The 18,753-nt window shown below is 60.0% G+C and carries 11 protein-coding genes; 6 read left to right on the top strand and 5 right to left on the bottom strand.

Going from position 1 to position 18,753, the window contains the following annotated elements:
- Window positions 1-2: 2 nt before the first annotated feature.
- The 5 genes from rplL (at window position 3) to BLT98_RS15530 (ending at window position 11,303) form a co-directional block, all read left to right on the top strand.
- Window positions 3-374 (top strand): 50S ribosomal protein L7/L12, encoded by a 372-nt coding sequence (gene rplL / locus BLT98_RS15550; RefSeq protein WP_034753136.1) that lies wholly within the window; start codon window positions 3-5, stop codon window positions 372-374.
- Between the two features lie 244 nt (window positions 375-618).
- A complete protein-coding gene (rpoB, locus tag BLT98_RS15545; protein ID WP_034783248.1) occupies window positions 619-4,725 on the top strand; it encodes a DNA-directed RNA polymerase subunit beta in 4,107 nt (1,368 codons plus the stop codon).
- A 122-nt stretch (window positions 4,726-4,847) separates the two neighbouring features.
- On the top strand, window positions 4,848-9,089 hold the full coding sequence (gene rpoC / locus BLT98_RS15540) for a DNA-directed RNA polymerase subunit beta' (protein ID WP_034753138.1): 4,242 nt from the start codon (window positions 4,848-4,850) through the stop codon (window positions 9,087-9,089).
- A gap of 665 nt (window positions 9,090-9,754) precedes the next feature.
- Entirely contained in the window at window positions 9,755-10,387 is a 633-nt protein-coding gene (locus BLT98_RS15535) for a transcriptional regulator (protein WP_034783251.1), read from the top strand.
- Between the two features lie 76 nt (window positions 10,388-10,463).
- A complete protein-coding gene (locus BLT98_RS15530) occupies window positions 10,464-11,303 on the top strand; it encodes an HDOD domain-containing protein (RefSeq protein ID WP_070259968.1) in 840 nt (279 codons plus the stop codon).
- Window positions 11,304-11,375: 72 nt separating this feature from the next.
- Here the strand turns inward: BLT98_RS15530 and BLT98_RS15525 are convergent, their stop codons facing one another.
- The 4 genes from BLT98_RS15525 to BLT98_RS15510 form a co-directional block, all read right to left on the bottom strand.
- Complete coding sequence (locus BLT98_RS15525) at window positions 11,376-13,187, bottom strand: DUF885 domain-containing protein (RefSeq protein WP_092609220.1); 1,812 nt, start codon at window positions 13,185-13,187, stop codon at window positions 11,376-11,378.
- A 137-nt stretch (window positions 13,188-13,324) separates the two neighbouring features.
- Window positions 13,325-14,422 (bottom strand): M48 family metallopeptidase, encoded by a 1,098-nt coding sequence (locus BLT98_RS15520; protein WP_092609217.1) that lies wholly within the window; start codon window positions 14,420-14,422, stop codon window positions 13,325-13,327.
- Complete coding sequence (locus tag BLT98_RS15515; protein WP_034783256.1) at window positions 14,419-15,585, bottom strand: HPP family protein; 1,167 nt, start codon at window positions 15,583-15,585, stop codon at window positions 14,419-14,421. Before BLT98_RS15515 ends, BLT98_RS15520 begins: the two co-directional genes overlap by 4 nt.
- Before the next feature lie 80 nt (window positions 15,586-15,665).
- Window positions 15,666-15,962: a DUF3349 domain-containing protein gene (locus BLT98_RS15510; RefSeq protein ID WP_092609214.1), complete on the bottom strand. Its 297-nt coding sequence runs from the start codon at window positions 15,960-15,962 to the stop codon at window positions 15,666-15,668.
- Between the two features lie 149 nt (window positions 15,963-16,111).
- Between BLT98_RS15510 and BLT98_RS15505 the strand changes: the two genes are divergently transcribed.
- Window positions 16,112-16,624 (top strand): thioredoxin family protein, encoded by a 513-nt coding sequence (locus BLT98_RS15505; protein WP_211614978.1) that lies wholly within the window; start codon window positions 16,112-16,114, stop codon window positions 16,622-16,624.
- Window positions 16,625-16,629: 5 nt separating this feature from the next.
- Here BLT98_RS15505 and BLT98_RS15500 read toward each other — a convergent pair whose 3' ends face one another.
- The gene (locus tag BLT98_RS15500; RefSeq protein WP_092609211.1) at window positions 16,630-18,597 is read right to left on the bottom strand and encodes a methyl-accepting chemotaxis protein; all 1,968 of its coding nucleotides are present in this window, start codon (window positions 18,595-18,597) and stop codon (window positions 16,630-16,632) included.
- Window positions 18,598-18,753: the final 156 nt, after the last annotated feature.

Genomic DNA, 18,753 nt, shown 5'->3' with positions numbered 1-18,753 from the left:
AAATGGCAATTAGCAAAGACGATATCCTGGAAGCAGTTAGCGCCATGTCCGTAATGGACCTGAACGACCTGGTTAAAGCATTCGAAGAAAAATTCGGCGTGTCCGCAGCAGCAATGGCTTCGGCCGGTCCTGCAGCAGGCCCAGCAGCAGCAGCTGAAGAGCAAACCGAATTCAACGTCATCCTTGACACCTTCGGCGCAAACAAAGTTGGCGTTATTAAAGCAGTTCGCGAAATCACCGGCCTGGGCTTGAAAGAAGCTAAAGACCTGGTCGATGGCGCACCAAAAACTGTGAAAGAAGCAGTGTCGAAAGCTGACGCTGAAGCTGCACAGAAGAAACTGGTAGAAGCCGGCGCAACCGCTTCGATCAAGTAATATCTGTACCGGCGGCAGTTAGCGCCCGAGTCAAAGTCTGAGGTTTCCCCTCGCAAGGGGGGAAATCCGACTTTGGCTCCTTTGTCGTCTGCATCGTATTTGTCATGTAGTTGTAGCAGCAGTTTTTATTCGATTCAAGCCGGAAAGCAGAGCCTTGAGGTTTCGTCTGTGTCACACGCAGCGGTGCAAACGAACACTTGCAAAACCTGAATTTTCTATCCTTTCTGTCACTCACGGAGTGTCCATGCACTACTCATTTACTGAGAAGAAACGCATTCGCAAATCATTCGCGAAGCGCGCCAACGTTCACCACGTTCCGTTCCTGCTGGCGACCCAGCTCGAGTCTTATCATAGCTTCTTGCAAGAGGACATAGCACCGTCCGGCCGCAAGAATGATGGCCTGCAGTCGGCTTTCACTTCGATTTTCCCTATCGTGTCGCACAATGGTTTTGCGCGTCTCGAATTCTTGTCGTACGTTCTGGGCGATCCTGCCTTCGACGTCAAAGAATGTCAACAACGTGGCCTGACGTTCGCGTCGCCGCTGCGCGCGAAAGTGCGCCTGGTGATCCTGGACAAGGAATCGCCAACCAAGCCCGTCGTCAAAGAGATGAAGGAACAGGAAGTCTACATGGGCGAATTGCCGCTCATGACGACCACCGGTTCGTTCGTGATCAACGGCACGGAGCGGGTTATCGTTTCCCAGTTGCACCGTTCGCCTGGCGTGTTCTTCGAGCACGACCGCGGCAAGACCCACTCGTCCGGCAAACTGCTGTTCTCCGCGCGTATCATTCCTTACCGCGGTTCGTGGCTGGACTTCGAGTTCGACCCGAAAGACATCCTGTTCTTCCGCGTCGACCGCCGCCGCAAGATGCCAGTGACGATCCTGCTCAAAGCCATCGGCATGTCGCATGAGCAAATCCTGGCGAACTTCTTCGTCTTCGACAATTTCAACCTGCGCTCAGAAGGCGCGGAAATGGAATTCGTCTCCGAGCGTCTGCGCGGCGAAGTGGCGCGTTTCGACATCGTCGACAAGTCGGGCAAGACCCTGGTGCTGAAAGACAAGCGTATCAACGCGAAACACGTGCGTGATATCGAAGCTGCCGGCATCAAGCACATTTCCGTACCGGAAGACTACCTGCTGGGCCGCGTATTGGCGAAGAACATCGTCGATGGCGATACCGGTGAAGTCGTCGCTTCCGCGAACGATGAGCTGACCGAAGATCTGTTGGGCCGCCTGCGCGATGCCAACATTTCCGAAATTCAGACCTTGTACACGAACGACCTGGATCAGGGCGCCTACATCTCGCAAACCCTGCGTATCGACGACACCGCCGATCAGATGGCTGCGAAAGTGGCGATCTACCGCATGATGCGTCCAGGCGAACCGCCAACGGAAGATTCCGTTGAAGCGCTGTTCAATGGCCTGTTCTACAACTCGGACCGCTACGACCTGTCGGCCGTGGGCCGCATGAAGTTCAACCGCCGCATTGGCCGCGATGAACTGACCGGCGCCATGACCCTGTCGAACGAAGACGTGCTGGCCGTGATCAAGATCCTGGTGGAACTGCGCAATGGCCGCGGCGAAGTCGACGATATCGATCACTTGGGTAACCGTCGCGTACGTTGCGTGGGCGAACTGGCCGAGAATCAATTCCGCGCCGGCCTGGTGCGTGTTGAGCGCGCCGTCAAGGAACGCCTCGGCCAAGCCGAAGCGGACAACCTGATGCCGCACGACCTGATCAACTCGAAGCCGATTTCGGCCGCGATTCGCGAGTTCTTCGGTTCGTCCCAGCTGTCGCAGTTCATGGACCAAACCAATCCTCTGTCGGAAATTACCCACAAGCGCCGCGTATCGGCTCTGGGACCCGGCGGTCTGACACGCGAACGCGCCGGCTTTGAAGTGCGCGACGTGCATCCGACCCACTACGGCCGCGTCTGCCCGATCGAGACACCGGAAGGTCCGAACATTGGTCTGATCAACTCGCTGGCTCTGTATGCCCGCCTGAATGAATACGGCTTCCTGGAAACCCCGTACCGCAAGGTCGAAGGCTCCAAGATTACCGATCAGATCGACTACCTGTCCGCCATCGAAGAAGGCCGCTACATCATCGCTCAGGCGAATGCGACCATCAACGACGAAGGCATGCTGTCCGATGAACTGGTCTCGGCCCGTGAAGCCGGCGAAACCATCCTGGTCTCCCCGGAGCGCATCCAGTACATGGACGTGGCGCCAGGCCAGATCGTTTCCGTCGCTGCCTCGCTGATTCCGTTCCTCGAACACGATGATGCAAACCGTGCATTGATGGGCGCCAACATGCAACGCCAGGCTGTGCCTTGCTTGCGTCCGGAAAAAGCGCTGGTCGGTACCGGTATCGAACGCACTGTTGCGGTCGACTCGGGCACCACCGTGCAAGCGCTGCGTGGCGGTATCGTCGATTACATCGATGCGGGCCGTGTCGTGATTCGCGTCAACGATGACGAAGCTACCGCTGGTGAAGTGGGCGTCGACATCTACAACCTGATCAAGTACACCCGTTCGAACCAGAACACCAACATCAACCAGCGTCCTATCGTGCAAGTGGGCGACCGTGTTGCCAAGCGCGACGTAATCGCCGACGGCGCATCGACCGACCTGGGTGAATTGGCTCTGGGCCAGAACATGACCGTGGCCTTCATGCCATGGAATGGTCTGAACTTCGAAGATTCGATCCTGATCTCGGAAAACGTCGTCAAGGACGACCGCTACACCTCGATTCACATCGAAGAGTTGTCGGTTGTTGCCCGTGACACGAAACTGGGCGCGGAAGAAATTACGCGCGACATCTCGAACCTGGCTGAAAATCAGCTGGCACGTCTGGATGAGTCCGGTATCGTCTACATCGGCGCTGAAGTACAAGCCGGCGATACCCTGGTTGGTAAAGTGACGCCGAAAGGCGAAACCCAGCTGACCCCGGAAGAGAAGCTGCTGCGCGCGATTTTCGGCGAAAAAGCATCGGACGTGAAAGATACGTCGCTGCGCGTGCCTTCGGGCATGATCGGTACCGTGATCGACGTGCAAGTCTTCACCCGTGAAGGCATCGTGCGCGACAAGCGTGCCCAGCAAATTATCGATGACGAACTGAAACGCTTCCGTCTGGATTTGAATGACCAGATGCGTATCGTTGAAGGCGATGCCTTCCAGCGTCTGGAAAAAATGCTGATCGGCAAAGTTGTCAACGGCGGCCCTAAAAAGCTGGCCAAAGGCGCCAAGATCACCAAGGATTACCTGGCCGATCTGGACAAATACCACTGGTTCGACATCCGCCCTGCGGACGACGATGCAGCGGTAGCGCTGGAAGCGATCAAGGAATCGATCAACGAGAAGCGTCACCAGTTCGATCTGGCCTTCGAAGAGAAGCGCAAGAAACTGACGCAAGGCGATGAGCTGCAACCAGGCGTGCAAAAAATGGTCAAGGTGTACCTGGCCGTGAAACGCCGCCTGCAGTCGGGCGACAAGATGGCAGGTCGCCACGGTAACAAGGGTGTGGTTTCCCGTATTGTTCCTGTGGAAGACATGCCATACATGGCTGACGGCACGCCAGCCGACGTTGTGCTGAACCCGCTGGGCGTTCCTTCGCGGATGAACGTTGGTCAGATTCTCGAGACTCACTTGGGCTGGGCTGCCAAGGGTCTGGGTATCCGCATCGGCGAAATGCTGAAGGCGCAAACCAAGGTCGAGCAAGTGCGCAAGTACCTGACGACGATCTACAACGACAACGGCCGTGCCGAAGAGCTGAACGACTTCGACGACGAAGAGATCATGAAGCTGGCGGAAAACCTGAAAAAAGGTGTTCCATTCGCCACGCCAGTGTTCGACGGCGCCAATGAAGAAGAGATCCGCCGCATGCTGGACCTGGCGTATCCGGACGACATCGCCAAGAACCTGGGCATGACCGCTTCGAAAAACCAGGTGACCATGTATGACGGTCGCACCGGTGAAGCGTTCGAGCGCAAGGTCACTGTCGGTGTCATGCACATGCTGAAACTGCATCACTTGGTGGATGACAAGATGCATGCGCGTTCGACCGGTCCTTACTCGCTGGTGACGCAACAGCCACTGGGCGGTAAAGCCCAGTTCGGTGGTCAGCGTTTCGGTGAGATGGAAGTCTGGGCACTGGAAGCGTATGGCGCGTCGTATGTCTTGCAAGAGATGTTGACCGTCAAGTCCGATGACGTGAATGGCCGTACCAAAGTGTACGAGAACCTCGTCAAGGGCGACCACGTGATCGACGCCGGCATGCCGGAATCGTTCAATGTGCTGGTCAAGGAAATCCGTTCGCTGGGTATCGATATCGACCTCGAACGCAACTAAACGACAGGCTTATTGACCCAATAAGCGTCATTTGGTTTGGGAAACACAAAGCCCGGCTGGGAAACCACGCCGGGCAATGTAGTCTCAGGAATATAGAAATTTAATCACCTCTGGAGTGATACATGAAAGCACTGCTCGATCTATTCAAGCAAGTACAGACCAACGAGACCTTCGATGCAATCAAGATCGGTCTCGCTTCGCCTGAGAAAATCCGTTCGTGGTCCTACGGCGAAGTCAAGAAGCCGGAAACCATCAACTATCGTACCTTCAAGCCTGAGCGCGACGGCCTGTTCTGCGCCAAGATCTTTGGCCCGATCAAGGATTACGAATGCCTGTGCGGCAAGTACAAGCGCCTGAAACACCGCGGCGTGATCTGCGAAAAGTGCGGCGTCGAAGTCACGCTGGCCAAGGTGCGCCGCGAGCGCATGGGCCACATCGAGCTGGCCTCGCCGACCGCCCACATCTGGTTCCTGAAGTCGCTGCCGTCGCGTCTGGGCATGGTCCTGGACATGACCCTGCGGGACATCGAACGCGTGCTGTACTTTGAAGCATACGTCGTGACCGATCCAGGCATGACCCCGCTGAAGAAGTGCCAGATCATGTCGGAAGACGACTACGCCGCCAAGTACGAAGAGTACGGCGACGACTTCACCGCCTTCATGGGCGCCGAAGGTATCCGTGAACTGCTGCGCTCGATCGACATCCACCGCGATGCCGAAACCCTGCGCGTGGAACTGAAGGAATCGAAATCCGAAGCCAAGATCAAGAAATACGCGAAGCGCCTGAAAGTGCTGGAAGCGTTCCAACGTTCGGGCATCAAGCCTGACTGGATGATCATGGAAGTGCTGCCAGTGCTGCCGCCGGAACTGCGTCCGCTGGTACCGCTGGATGGCGGCCGTTTCGCGACCTCGGATCTGAACGATCTGTATCGCCGCGTCATCAACCGTAACAACCGTCTGAAACGCCTGATGGAGCTGCGCGCTCCAGAGATCATCACGCGCAACGAAAAGCGCATGCTGCAAGAAGCGGTCGATTCGCTGCTGGACAACGGCCGTCGCGGCAAAGCGATGACCGGCGCCAACAAGCGTCCGCTGAAATCGCTGGCAGAGATGATCAAGGGCAAGGGCGGCCGTTTCCGTCAAAACTTGCTGGGCAAACGCGTCGATTACTCCGGTCGTTCGGTCATCGTCGTGGGCCCGCAATTGAAACTGCATCAGTGCGGCTTGCCGAAACTGATGGCGCTGGAACTGTTCAAGCCATTCATTTTCAATAAACTGGAACTGATGGGTCTGGCGACCACGATCAAGGCCGCGAAAAAGCTGGTCGAGATTCAAGAGCCGGTCGTGTGGGACATCCTGGAAGACGTGATCCGTGAACATCCGATCATGTTGAACCGCGCACCTACGCTGCACCGTCTGGGTATCCAGGCATTCGAGCCAGTCCTGATTGAAGGCAAGGCCATCCAGCTGCACCCGCTCGTCTGCGCCGCATTCAACGCCGACTTTGACGGTGACCAAATGGCGGTCCACGTTCCTCTGTCGATCGAAGCGCAGATGGAAGCACGCACCTTGATGCTGGCATCGAACAACATCCTGTTCCCATCGAACGGCGAACCATCGATCGTTCCTTCCCAGGATATCGTGCTGGGTCTGTACTACGCGACCCGCGAAGCGATCAATGCGAAGAACGAAGGGATGATGTTCCCTGACGTGTCGGAAGTGATCCGCGCCTACGACAACAAGGAAGTCGAACTGACGACCCGCGTCACCGTGCGTATTACCGAATACCCGAAAAACGCCGAAACGGGCGAATTCGAGAAAACGGTTACCCGCTACGAAACGACGATCGGCCGTGCGATCCTGTCGGAAATTCTGCCAAAAGGCTTGCCGTTCTCCGTCCTGAACCGCGCGCTGAAAAAGAAAGAAATTTCCAAGCTGATCAACACCTCGTTCCGCAAGTGCGGCCTGCGCGCCACCGTGGTGTTCGCAGACAAACTGATGCAATCGGGTTTCCGCCTGGCGACACGCGCCGGTATCTCGATCTGCGTCGACGACATGCTGGTACCGCCTCAAAAAGTCACGCTGATCGCGACGGCCGAGTCGGAAGTCAAGCAGATCGAACAGCAATACGCCTCGGGTCTCGTGACCGCCGGCGAGCGTTACAACAAGGTAGTCGATATCTGGGGCAAGACCTCCGATGAAGTCGGCAAGGCCATGATGGACCAGCTCAAAGTCGAAGACGTGATCCGCCGCGACGGCACCAAGTCGACGCAAGAATCGTTCAACGCCATTTACATGATGGCCGACTCCGGCGCGCGCGGTTCCGCAGCCCAGATTCGCCAGTTGGCCGGTATGCGTGGTCTGATGGCCAAACCGGATGGCTCGATTATCGAAACGCCGATTACCGCGAACTTCCGCGAAGGTCTGAACGTTTTGCAGTACTTCATTTCGACCCACGGCGCTCGTAAAGGTCTGGCCGATACGGCGCTGAAAACGGCTAACTCCGGTTACCTGACGCGTCGTCTGGTTGACGTGACGCAAGACTTAGTGGTGATCGAGGACGATTGCGGCACCATGAACGGCGCCGTCATGAAGGCACTGGTCGAAGGTGGTGAAGTCATCGAACCGTTGCGTGACCGTATCCTCGGCCGCGTGGTGGTGCATGACGTCGTCAATCCTGAAACCCAGGAAACGCTGTACGAAGCCGGCACGCTGATGGACGAAGACATGGTCGAAGAGATCGAGCGTCTGTCCATCGATGAAGTCAAGGTCCGCACGCCACTGACTTGCGACACGCGCTTCGGCCTGTGCGCCAAGTGCTATGGCCGCGATCTGGGCCGTGGCATGCTGGTCAACGCCGGCGAAGCCGTCGGTGTGGTGGCAGCGCAGTCGATTGGTGAGCCTGGTACCCAGCTGACCATGCGTACGTTCCACATTGGTGGTGCGGCATCGCGTGCAGCAGTGGCATCGTCGGTGGAAGCCAAGTCGAACGGTACCATCCGCTTCACGGCAACCATGCGTTACGTGACGAACGGCAAGGGCGCGCAAATCGTCATTTCCCGTTCCGGCGAAGTGCTGATTACCGACGACCATGGCCGTGAGCGTGAGCGTCATAAAGTACCGTACGGTGCGACCCTGATCGTCAAGGACGGCATGGTCATCAAGGCCGGTACGGCCCTGGCAACGTGGGATCCGCTGACCCGTCCGATCATTACCGAATACGCCGGTCAAGTGCGTTTCGAGAACGTCGAAGAAGGCGTCACCGTAGCCCGTCAAGTCGACGAAGTGACCGGTCTGTCCACCCTGGTGGCGATCGATGCGAAACGTCGCGGTTCGTTGACGAAAACGTTGCGTCCGCAAGTCAAGCTGATCAACGACGCGAACGAAGAAGTCAAGATCGCCGGCACCGAACACTCGGTGGCGATCGGCTTCCAGGTCGGTGCGCTGATCATGGTCAAGGACGGTCAACAGGTATCGGTGGGTGAAGTGCTGGCACGTATTCCTACCGAATCGCAAAAAACGCGCGATATTACCGGTGGTCTGCCACGCGTTGCGGAACTGTTCGAAGCGCGCTCGCCGAAAGATGCCGGTATGCTGGCGGAAGTCACGGGTACGGTTGCGTTCGGTAAAGAAACCAAGGGTAAGCAGCGTCTGGAAATCACGGACATGGACGGCAACAAGCATGAGTTCTTGATCACCAAGGACAAACAAGTGCTGGTGCATGACGGCCAAGTCGTGAACAAGGGCGAGATGATCGTGGACGGCCCGGCCGATCCGCAAGACATCCTGCGCCTGCTGGGTATCGAAGCGCTGGCACGTTACATCGTTGACGAAGTGCAAGACGTGTACCGTCTGCAAGGCGTGAAGATCAATGACAAGCACATCGAAGTGATCGTGCGTCAGATGCTGCGCCGTGTTCAGATCGTCAATGCCGGCGACACCAACTACATCGTTGGCGAGCAGGTTGAGCGTTCGGAACTGCTGGACGAGAACGATCGCATGGCCGTTGAGAACAAGATTCCAGCGACCTACGAAAACGTCTTGTTGGGTATTACCAAGGCATCGCTGTCGACCGATTCGTTCATCTCGGCCGCATCGTTCCAGGAAACAACCCGCGTGCTGACCGAAGCGGCGATCATGGGCAAGCGCGATGGTCTGCGCGGCCTGAAAGAGAACGTCATCGTCGGCCGCCTGATTCCTGGCGGTACGGGCCTGGCCTTCCACCGAGCACGCAAAGAGAAAGAAGCGTGGGAAGTGGAAGAGCGTCAAGCACTGCTGCTGGCCGAGAAAGCCTCGATGGCTGGCGAAGCTGCCGAAGCGCTGCAGGACATCGAAACCCAGCAACACCACGGCGACGAAGCGTAATCTACGCTGCTAGCTGACAAGAACGGCACCTTCGGGTGCCGTTTTTTTATGCGCGCTGCCGTAATTTGCACCGGTAAATTGCACCGAATACGCAAAGAGCTAGCAGCGTGGGAAAGTGAAGAGCGTCAGTTGCCACGCTGCTAAAGGGGAATCGGCTACCTCGGCAATTAATAATCACGGTACCTGGGAGAAATTCCTGGTGCCGTTTTTTTATGCCCGTATTTCCTTCCTGCGCCGATTTGTCCGGTATCGGGCATTCAATGAAAAGCTGGCCAATTTGAATCATGCAAGTGTTAATCAATTGAATGGAACGGGTTTCCTGTTTTATTAAGGCGGGCTATTGAATGGCATTATTGAAGCACGGAGCATTCAATAATCTGTTGCACGGACATGGCAAATACAGGCATTGATCCTGGCGGTTTATCGGGTGGCATTGCCCGGCGTTTTATCGAGTTGCCGCGGTTGCCGCTGCGTGGCGAGGCGAGGCGCGGAAAGTTGCGGTTGGAAGCCGTCATAGTAGTGAGCGCTCACAAGCTTGCCTGGTGCCGCCCGCTTTTCTGCCGGCGCGGCCGGCCGGAGACGGCGTGGCGGCGCACTGTTGCGCCACCGCCTGCGATTAGCCCTGCCGCGCCAGTTTCCAGTTTATTCATGCTAAGATTTGGCACATGATTGCCCAAGCCCTGTTTACTCCCGCCCAGCAGAAATTGTTGGGACTGCTCTTTGTCCGCGTGAATGAAGGCTTTCACTTGAACGAGATCATGCGCTTGACGGGATTGGGCAGTGCATCGGCGCAGCGGGAACTGCGCCGGCTGCATGAGTCCGGGCTGATCACGTCGGAGCGGATCGGTAATGTGCGGCGCTTTTGGCCCAACAAGGAAAGTCTCGTGTATCCGGAGTTGAGCGGACTGGTGCAGAAAACCTTCGGCATCGTCGGCGTGCTCAGCATGACTCTGGCGCCCTTGCGTGCCCAGCTGCACCTGGCCTTCGTGTCTGGCGCCACGGCGAAGGGACAGGACATGCCTGGCAGTGCCATCGATTTGCTGCTGGTGGGCGAAGAAGCCAATTATGGCGATCTATTGACGGGATTGGCCCCGGCCGAGCGAACCTTAAGGCGTAAAATCAATCCCAACTTATATACGCTGGCCGATTATCGCCGACGCCTGCGTGAAGGCCAGCCATTTCTGCTGCAGGTATTACAGCAGCCGAAGTTGTTTGTCATCGGCGATGAATCGCTATTGCAAGCGCTGGCTTTGCCAGATTCCTCAATGCAGACGAATGACATGCCATCTGTATTTTAAAGGCCGGGCCTGGCATTCAATTTTTAATGCATGACATTGTTGGCCAGGAAAATATCTGAGGCGGATTGATCGTATGATGAATAAACTACAGGCTTTCGGTTTAATTGTTTCCCAGGCGGTGCGCGGTGAACTAACATTTCCCACAAGTGTTAATTCCGCACTGCAATTGCAATTGGCCCTGGCTGAACCGGATTGCCATATCGACCATGCCATCAAACTGGTACTGGCCGAGCCCTTGCTGGCGGCGCGTACGGTCGCGCTGGCCAACTCGGCCGTGTACAGCCGCGGCGATGCGGCGCCCGTGACCAGCGTGCGCGCCGCCGTCATGCGCATGGGCTACCGCAATCTGTACGCGCTGGTGGCGGCCATGGTGGTGCGCCAGTTCGGCAGCAAGATCATCGACCCCATCCTGCGCCAGAAGGCGACGCAGCTGTGGGAGCACACGGCCCACGTGGCGGCGCTGGCGCACGTGCTGGCCCGCCGCGTGACGCACGTCGATGCCGACACGGCGCTGTTCGCCGGCATCGTGCATGAGGTGGGCGGTTTTTACCTGCTGTCGCGTGCCGATGAATTCCCCGGGCTGCTCGATGACGATGCGGATCACTGGATGGAGTCCGCCGAAGAGATCATTTCCCGCGAAGTCATGAAGAAGCTGCTGATCCCGGCGGCCGTGAGCGAGGCCATCGAAGGCTTGCGCGATGGCTTGCTATCGATCCCGCCCGATTCCCTGCTCGATACCTTGTTGTTGGCCAAGCAACTGTCGCCCGTGCCGTCGCCCTTGCAGGTGACGTACGTGGAAATGCTCACCCCATCCGATTCCGTCATCGATTTCATTATCGACAACGAGACCCTGCAAAGCATCCTGGCCGAATCGGCCGAGGAAGTGCGCTCGATGAGTGCCGCACTGCTGGTGTAATATCAAACGCTCAGGCGAAAAAAAACGGCAACCCCATCGAGGTGCTGCCGTTTTGCTTTCAGGTGCGGTCGCTTACTTCTGCTGCGCGATCCACCGGTCGACCTTGGCTTCCAGCAGTTTCAAAGGCAGGGTGCCGTCGCCGAGCACCACTTCGTGGAACTTCGGCAGGCTGAACTTGTCACCCAGCGCCTGCTGCGCGCGCTGGCGCAGTTCGACGATCTTCAGCGAACCGATCTTGTAGCCCAGGGCTTGGCCCGGCCACGCCATGTAGCGCTCCGTCTCGCTTTTCGCCACGGCGTCATAGCCGAGGGTGTTGCGCATGTACTTGATCGTCTGTTCGCGCGTCCAGCCCTTGGTGTGCAAGCCCGTGTCCACCACCAGACGCACGGCGCGCAGCATCTCGTCGTTCAAATGGCCGAAATACTGGGCCGGATCCTCAAACAGGCCCATTTCCTTGCCCAGGGTTTCCGCATACAGGGCCCAGCCTTCCGTGAAGGCATTGTTGCCGCCAAAACGGCGGAAGTTTGGCAAGTCCATCTCTTGTACCAGCGCCAGGTGGAAATGGTGGCCAGGCTTGCCTTCGTGCAGGAACAAGGTGGTCATGCCCGTGTCGCCATACAGTTTCGGATCGGTGACGACGGACCAGAACACGCCGGGGCGCGAACCGTCGGCGGCCGGTGCCGTGTAGTGGTCGGCGGCCGTGTCGCGGCTCAGTTCAGGCTCCAGGCGCAAGTCCAGCGGCGCCTTCGGCACCAGGGTGAACAGGGCGGGCAATTTGCTGTCGAGCAGCACGTTCAGCTTGCGGTAGACGTCGAGCACTTCCTGTTCCGTCTTGAACGGGCGGTATTTTGCCTGTTCCGACACCCACACGGGCAAGCCGGCGGCCGGGCCGTTGTAGCCCATCTTCGGGCCCACGATCGCATATTGTTCCTGGATGCGCGCCACTTCCTTCAAGCCGATGGCGTGGATCTGCTCCGGCTTCAAATCCGTGGTGGTGCTGCTGGCCACGCGCGCCTGGTACCAGGCAGCGCCATCGGGCAGGGCGCTCCAGCCGCTGCTCGCGCGGCCGGCCGGCAGGTAATCGCGTTCCATGAAGGTGGCCAGGCGCTGCAGCGCGGGCATCAGCTTGGCCCCGATGATGACGGTGTAGGTTTGCGTCAGGCGCGCCTTGTCCGCGTCGGAAAAGCTGGCCGGCAAGTTCTTGATCGGCGTGTAATAGACGCTGTCCTGCGGCGTGGCGCTGACGAGCTTTTTAAATTGCGGCAAGGCCGATTCCGTCAGCGCCTTCGGCAGCACGATGCCCTTTTGCATGCCGACTTTCATGTTGGCGATGGCTTGGTCTATCCAGCCCGGCAACTGGCCAATACGGCTCAGGTAAGCGTCATACTCCTTGACCGTGGTCAAAGGCTGCGATGCCTCGCCGCCCGCATAGTTGGCCAGGGTGACGGGCATGCTGTCCATCTGGTTCAAGGGCAGCAGGTATTCGGGGAAGCGCTCGAAGCTCAGTGCCGTGGCCAGTTCATAGTCGAGGATATCGTAGTTGATCTGGTCCTGGTGCGACAGCTGTGCGCGGGCAATGCTGCGCAGGGTCTTCTGGTACTGGCGGTACAGCGCGAACTGTTTCGCGCGCGCGGCGGGCACGATGGCTGAACCGAGCTGGTCGTCAAAACGGTTGTCGCCGCTCTCGGTGGCATTGATCGGCTCGAAACGGGCCAGCGCATCGTAGTACTGATCGGCCACGACCTGCAATCGCTGCTTGGCTTGCGGCGCGCTGACGGCGACGGTTTTGGTAGCGGGCTGGGCCGCTTGCGCCATGGGCGCATGGGCGAGCAACAGGGAGATGGCCAGGGTGCCGAGGGTGCCGGCGGCAATACGATGCTTCATGCGCGATGTCCTTTGTAAGGAAGGAGAATGAACGGAGGCGTAGCGAGGTCGGGGTGGCCGGTCGCGATGGAACAGCCGGGGCGTAAGCATACGCGATTGCCCAGTGCGTTTGGACAAATTATTGGGGAGGAATGTTGCTATTTGTCCGCTGGCGCGACCACGGCTTTCATCGCCTGCCAGTGCTGGCTGTTCAAGGGGACGCAGGCGGGGCAGGGCGTGGCGGCGATCAGGCTGCGGATCTGCTGCGCGCGCGCCGCCGTCTGCGGGTGAGAGGAAATCCATCCCGGCACGCTGGCCTTGTCCTTGTCGTCGAGCTTCTGGAAAAAGCGCAGCATGCCGTCGGGACGGATCTGTGCGCGCTGCAAGGCAAGCAAGCCCAGGCGGTCCGCCTCTTCTTCCATGTCGCGGCTGAAATACAGGGTGCCGGCCTGGTGCGCCAGCATGGCGGCCACGGCGCTGATGTCGCCGATGGTCACGCCCACCAAGGCGCCCCAGCCCAGGCTGCTGATCATTTGCCGCAGCGAATGGCGTTGCTCCACATGCTGCACTTCATGCGCCAGTACGCCGGCCAGTTCGCCCGGGTCGGCTGCCTGGCGCAGCAAGCCCGTATGCACGACGATGATGCCGCCCGGCATGGCAAACGCGTTGACCGTGTCGTCCTGCTTGACCAGCCAGCGGTACTGGTAGCGCGAACCGGCCGTCAGCTTGCGGCCGATCTCCTGCACCGTCTGCTGCGCCACGCCGCTTTCGTTGATGCCGCCCTGCGCGCGCACTTGTGCCAGGGCCAATTCGCCCAGCTGCTTTTCCGTCGACAAGGGGATCCATCCCGCCAGCGCGCCGACGGCATGGCCGCCTTGCCACCACAGCAGGGCGGCGGCGACGATGGTCGCGCCCGTCAAGCCGGCCAGCCAGCCCGATACTTGCCGCCGGTTGCGCTGGCGCTCGCCCCACAGGCGCTGCAGTTGCGGCTGCAGCGCGGCCGGCGCTTCGCGCAAGACGGTGGCGATATCGTCCGCTGTCAGCGGCTTGAGCGAGGCTTGCCGGCCTTGTCCGTCGAGCCAGTTCAGGAACAGTTCCGGTCCATCGACACCGCCCACGCTGACGACCAGCTGCGTCACATCGACAGTGGAGCCGGGTGCATCGATGGCCAGCTGGCTGCCGAAGAAGTGCGCGCTGACGACCGTGCCGGCGGAGCCGCCACCGGGGCCAGCCAGCAGTGCCTGGAATGGCGTCATGCCACCGCCTCGGCAAAGCGGCTTTCGTACAGGGCTGCCATCAGGTCGGACTGGCTGATGATGCCGGCCAGGCGCTCTTCATCGTCGAGGATGGGAATGTGATGGTAGCCGGCATCGGCCATCAGGGGCACGAGGTCGATGATGGGCGTGCCCAGGCGGGCCGTGTGCGGCGACGGCGTCATCAGCTGGCCCACCACTTCCGGTTTGTCGCTGTGGGACAAGCCGCTGCGCTGCAGCAGGCCGCGCAGGCGCTGGCGCATGCCCTGATAATCGTCGAGGCCGCCGTGGCGCAGGAAATCCGTCTGCGTGATGATGCCGATGACGCGGCGCGCCCGGTTCAGCACGGGCAGGGCACCCACCTGATGCTCGCGCATGGTGCGCCAGGCAACATCGAGCGGCGTGCCGAATTCCACGCTGAGCACGTCTTTCGACATGATGTCGGCGCAGGTGACGACGCCGAAGCGGCGCTGGTAGGCGCGCATTTCCGTTTGCAGGAAGATGGCTTGCAAGTCGTCGCGGCTGATGTCCAGCACTTCGCTGTGCTGGCGCAGCACCGCATCGAGGTCGTCCGGCGAAAAGCCCAGGCGGTTGCTGGGCACCTCATCCTTGGTGTCGTGCGGATGCGGCGCGACCAGTTGCTGGATGTGCGGGTAGCGGCGCCCCGTCAGGTTGTTGTACAGCACGGCGCAAGCGACCAGCACGGCGGAATTGAACAGCACGGTGATGAAGACGAATTCAAAGCCGGCCGCATGCACGCTGGCGCCGCCAACCACCGTGGTCAGGGCGACGGCGCCGCCCGGCGGATGCAAACAGCGCAGGGCAAACATGGCGCCGATGGCCAGGCAGGCGGCCAGCGCCGCCACGCCCACGCTGGGGCCCAGCCATTTCACGCAGGCCATGCCGACCAGGCCGGAGACGACATTGCCGCCCACCACGGACCACGGTTGCGCCAGCGGGCTGGCCGGCAGGCAGAACAGCAGGACGGCCGAGGCGCCCATGGGTGCGATCAGGTAGACGCTGGCGCTGTCGGGGGCCAGCAGGAAATGGCAGATCAGGCCCGTCAGCAGCAAGCCGCAGATGGCGCCCGCGCAGGCGCGTAATTGTTCGCGGCGGCTGCCGTTGTTCGGTTGCGGCAGCCAGCGTGCCAGGAAAGAAGTCGTCATGGGGGAGGGCGCGTTCGGGCCGCGTTGCTCGGTGTGAGCCCCATATTATCCCATGCGTTCCATTTCGCTGCCTGCCGGCATTAATCCTCGGCGCAGACGGCCTGCAAGCCATGCTGCGCCAGCAAGTTCTTGGCGGCCTCGACGCTGGACGGCTCCGGCTTGCTGCTGGCGCAGGCATAGATGTCATTGAGGACCGTCTCAGCATCCTTGTGCGTGACGGCGGCCATCAGCTCGGCCAGGTTGCGGTCGGAAAAGTGGTCATACAGCAGGGCCAGCACGGCGAAATACGCCGTGTCTGGCATGCCGCCGGAATAGGCGCTGCGCAGCATGCGCGCGGCGCCGGACAAAGTCGGGGGCAGGGTATCTGGCGTGCTCAAGCGGCTTCTCCTTGGCGGTGCTTATATGTTTTCCGCATAAGCACAGTGCAATTAAATGGTGGATATTTCCTACAAGCAGGCATATTCTAGACAATCACGCCCGCTGGCAGCTGTTCAGCTGGCTTCACGATCTCTCTCAGGAGCCCCGCATGCGCGTTTCCCGTTTCGTTTCCCTTTTCTTTGCCAGCCTGCTGCTTGCCGGCACCGCCGTTGCCGCCGCCCCCACACCGGGCAACCCTGTCGCCACGCCGCATTTGCCGTACAACGCGGCGGCCGACGCCAAGGCCGACGTGGCGCGCGCGCTGGCCGAGGCCAAGACGGCGCACGTACCTGTCTTGCTGATCTTTGGCGCGAACTGGTGCGAGGATTGCCGCGCGCTCGACAGGGCCTTGAAGGAAGGCAAGAACGCCGAGTTGATGCAACAGCAGTTCAAGGTCGTCAAGGTCGACGTGGGTAACTTCGACCATAACCTCGATGTGGCGCAAGCCTATGGCAATCCGCTCAAGAAAGGCATCCCGGCTGCCGTGCTCGTATCGAGCGACAACAACCAGGTGCTGTACGCCACCAAGGGCGGCGAACTGGCAAATGCCCGCCGCATGAGCGAAAGCGGCATTTATGATTTCTTCAAGCAAGCGGCGAGCGTGAAGTCACCTGCCCTGTAATTTCCTTAAAACTCTTCCCACGCATCGCTGGCCGGCACTGTCGGGCGGGACGGCGTGGGCAGCATGGGCTTGTGCGCCGGCGACTGCGGTGCCACATGCCCGCTTTCTTCCAGCTTGAAGACGCTGACCACCTGCGCCAGCCGCCCAGCCTGATCCTGCAGGGATTGGGCTGCTGCCGCCGCTTCTTCCACCAGGGCCGCGTTTTGCTGGGTGGCGTCATCCATCTGCGTGACCGTGGCATTGACCTGCGCGATGCCCTGGCTTTGCTCCTGGCTGGCCGAGGCGATTTCGCCCATCAGGTCGGCGACTCTCTGGACGGAGACGACGATGTCCTGCATGGTGGCGCCGGCCGAGTCGACCAGCTTGCTTCCCGCTTCCACCTTGCTGCCCGAGTCGACGATCAAGTCCTTGATTTCCTTGGCCGCCTGGCTTGACCTCTGCGCCAGGTTGCGCACCTCAGTCGCCACCACGGCAAAGCCGCGGCCCTGTTCACCCGCGCGGGCCGCCTCGACCGCCGCATTCAGCGCCAGGATATTGGTTTGAAAGGCAATGCCGTCGATCACGCCGATAATGTCGGCGATCTTGCGCGAACTTTCCGTAATCGCGCCCATCGTCTGCACGACTTGCCCGACCACTTCACCGCCCTTGACGGCGTGGCTCGACGCCGACACCACCAGCTGATTGGCCTGGCGCGCATTGTCCGCGTTCTGTTTCACCGTCGACGTCAGTTCTTCCATGGCTGCCGCTGTTTCTTCCAGGCTCGACGCCTGGGCTTCCGTGCGCGCCGACAGGTCCAGGTTGCCGGACGCGATCTGGCTCGATGCGCTGGCAATGGCCCCGGTACTGTCGCGAACTTCGCGTATCGTCACGTTCAGCGATGCGACGAAGCGGTTGAAGGCGGCGGCCAGCGCACCGACCTCGTCTTCCGATTCGACGGGCATGCGGCGGCTCAGATCGCCATTCCCGCTGGCGATCTCGCTGAGCATGTCGGCCGCCCGCGCGACGGGGGCGGCGATGGCGCGGCTGATGACATAAATGATGAGCAGGGCGATGCCGCCACCGACCAGGCCGGCGATCAGGGCGGCGATCAGGGCCGATCGCGTGACATTGCCCAGCACTTCCGCTTCCGGTACTTCAGCCATCACATACAGATTCAATTCCGGCACGAAGGAAGCGGCGACGAACTGGCGTCCCGCAGGCGCGTCATAGATGGCGTACGCGTATTTGTTGCCCGTCAACAGGCTCTGGCTCAGGGTATCGCTAAAGCCCGGCAAATCCTTGAGTTGATGCTTGCCATCGGCCAGGGCGGTGTCACGGTGCACCAGCAGCACGCCGTTGGCGCGCGCCAGGTAGACATGCCCCGTCTGGCCGATCTTGTAGCTGCGGATGGTGTCGGCCAGCGCATTGATGGACAGGCCCAGGCCGGCCGCGATCTGCTTGCCGCCCGCCGTTTGGCCACGCGCATTCAGGTACAACATCAGGTCGCTGGAGTTTTCCGCCTTGTCGATGTCGAGCGTATAGGCCTTGTCGCCGGCCAGCAAGCCATAAAACCACTGGTCGGCCGCCTGGTTCTTGTCCAGGGTGCGCAGCAAGCCGTCCGTGGTGAAGTATTTGCCCGTGCTGGCGGAAGCCCAGTTGATCGAGGCCGCCTTGTTCTTTTCCTTGACCACGCTGGCGTAGCGCTGGAAGGTGGCGATGCCGCTGTCGGGCAAGCCAGCGTCTTCCCAGTCTTGCAGGTAGACATCGTTGGCCATGGTCTGCACCACGGACAGCGGCTGGCTGATCTGGCGCAGCACGTCGTTGCGGATCTCGCCCACTTGCGCCGGCAATTCCTGGCTGACGACGCGTTCGCGCACGTAGTCGCTGCTCATGCGCACGCTGAGGAAGGACGAGATCGCCATGAAGAGCAGCAGGCACAAGCCCATGCTGAACAGGAGTTTTTTCTGGATGGAGAGGCGGCGGAGCAGAGACATGGAAGACCTTGGATGGTGGCCTGCACAAGGTGCAGAAAAGCGGGCAGACAAGCGGACAGTATACCGGCCGCGCTGCGCGTCCCGCCGCACCATTGCTGCTTTTCGCTCATTTATGTTGCATTGCAGCAACGTGATTTTCCATGTCCGCCCGGCGTG

This window comes from Janthinobacterium sp. YR213 (assembly GCF_900099875.1).
Classification (GTDB): domain Bacteria; phylum Pseudomonadota; class Gammaproteobacteria; order Burkholderiales; family Burkholderiaceae_D; genus Janthinobacterium; species Janthinobacterium lividum.
The sequence above is the reverse complement of the archived record's forward strand: the minus strand, read 5'-3'. Positions and strand labels throughout refer to the sequence as shown.